Here is a 1,923-nt window from a genome sequence, read left to right as displayed (position 1 = left end):
GCTAGATTGGATAACCGTGTTTGGTTATCTAGCCTTTACAGCTTTCATTGCATGGCGCGTGTTCACCACAAAGTAGAAAGATCATGAAATTACCTTCTTCTTCTTCTTTCTTGCTTCGCTTCCTTTGCGCCTTCGCGGTTCGTTAAATAAACACTAAAATAAGACAATAATCAACTCGGCTATACAGTTATGTCGCCCGTCGAAAGTGTTGCAGCAATTCCGAACGATCTGATTTTCCGGTTGAGCATCGAGCAGTATCATGCGATAATTCAAGCTGGCATTCTCACGGATGATGACTCTGTAGAATTGCTGGAAGGTTGGCTAGTTTTCAAAATGCCAAAAAATCCACCGCATCGAGTCACAACTCGTCTTGTCAGAGCAGCTTTAGAGAATATTTTACCCCGTGGTTGGTATGTCGATTCTCAAGAACCGATCACGCTTTCCAACAGCGAACCCGAACCTGATATAGTGGTTGTTCGAGGGGATACGCGACAGTATCTCGATCGCCATCCGGGGGCTGAAGATATTGCCCTGATTATTGAAGTATCAGATACGACGCTTCAGCGCGATCGCACTGTCAAAAAACGGATTTATGCCCGCGCTGGAATTGCGATTTATTGGATTTTGAATCTTGTTGAAGGACTGGTTGAGGTGTACTCTCAACCTCTTGTGGAAGTTGAGCAGCCAGATTACAGTCAAAGGTTGGATTTCGGGCGATCGGCTGTTATACCGATTATTATTGAAGGAATAGAAATTGGGGGGATCGCTGTGAATTCTCTTTTTCCTTGATTTTGATTGAAAGCTATTTTTTATTGGTTAATTTCTCTGTCAACTGTCGCAAAATTGGAATTTGTTCTAACTGTTCCGGCCGTATATTATCCCAGTTTAACCCAATTGGACGCGGATAAGTTGTATTAGTTTCAATTACATCCTCAGCAGTAACAATCCAATTCAGCGCCCAATCGTGAGCTTGCATTGGTAAACGCAAATCTGCGACTATTTGCAAAGGATGCACTGTTGTGACAATTGGCGTATCGCTTTGTACTAACCCGAATTCTGTCAACATAGCCAATTCCAAATCCGCAAAACCTGCACCTTTACCGGTTCTTCCACCTTTGCGCGCCACCGCTACACAACCGACTATTACTAAATCAATCGGCTGCATCTCTGCAAAACTTACCAATTTTCCGCAATCGAGAGCTTTGCGGGCGATCGCACTTTCGGCAATTGATATATTTTGCCGCTGCAAATCCTCAGCAGTTAACTCTACAAAACAGCGATCGTCTGTCAATCGCGGTACTGCCATATACAGGAGTTTTCCATCTTGCAAAGCTCGCATCCGCACCGGAATTTGGGGCGAATCTGGATTGCATTTAATCGTTTTTGCTTGTTGCCATATTGGTAAAGTTGCCAATCTTTCGGCAGCTACCTGTGAACCGACAAAGTTGGGAATATGACCAAACGGATCGCCAATAGATGCGGCTTGCTGATTCAGCAAAGACCAAATTTCAGCTCTTAACTTGTCTTTGTCGTCGTTATATCCTGTCCAATCAGTTTTCATACTGTATTGTGTTACAATTTATCATACAGAGTTATGCTTTAATACCGCCTCACTTCTTCAGTCCGCGAAGTCGGACTTTGTTTGTTTAGTAGTGGTTTTAACCGCCTAATAACTGTATTGTGTTACAATTTATCATACAGAATTATGCTTTAATGCCGCCTCACTTCTTCAGTCCGCGAAGTCGGACTTTGTTTGTTTAGTAGTGGTTTTAACCGCCTAATAACTTATATGAATTTTACCACAAAGCCCAGTTACTATCAAGTCGGCGGCAGTCTCACCAATAATGCTCCCAATTATGTGAAGCGGCAAGCCGACGATGACCTTTATAACGGATTAAAAGCCGGGGAATTTTGCTATGTTTT

The 1,923-nt window shown here is 43.1% G+C and carries 2 protein-coding genes; one reads left to right on the top strand and one right to left on the bottom strand.

Going from position 1 to position 1,923, the window contains the following annotated elements; genetic code table 11:
- Positions 1–189: 189 nt before the first annotated feature.
- Positions 190–789, top strand: coding sequence for a Uma2 family endonuclease (locus QUA45_RS28640; protein ID WP_333223315.1), 600 nt, complete (start codon positions 190–192; stop codon positions 787–789).
- A 13-nt stretch (positions 790–802) separates the two neighbouring features.
- On the opposite strand, the gene QUA45_RS28635 is transcribed toward QUA45_RS28640, so the two are convergent.
- Complete coding sequence (locus QUA45_RS28635) at positions 803–1,561, bottom strand: 5-formyltetrahydrofolate cyclo-ligase (protein WP_333223313.1); 759 nt, start codon at positions 1,559–1,561, stop codon at positions 803–805.
- Positions 1,562–1,923: the final 362 nt, after the last annotated feature.

Source organism: Microcoleus sp. Pol12A5, assembly GCF_036701435.1.
In the GTDB taxonomy this organism is placed as follows: Bacteria; Cyanobacteriota; Cyanobacteriia; order Cyanobacteriales; family Microcoleaceae; genus Microcoleus.
Note: the sequence above shows the minus strand (reverse complement) of the source record. Positions and strands in the feature narration are given on the sequence as shown.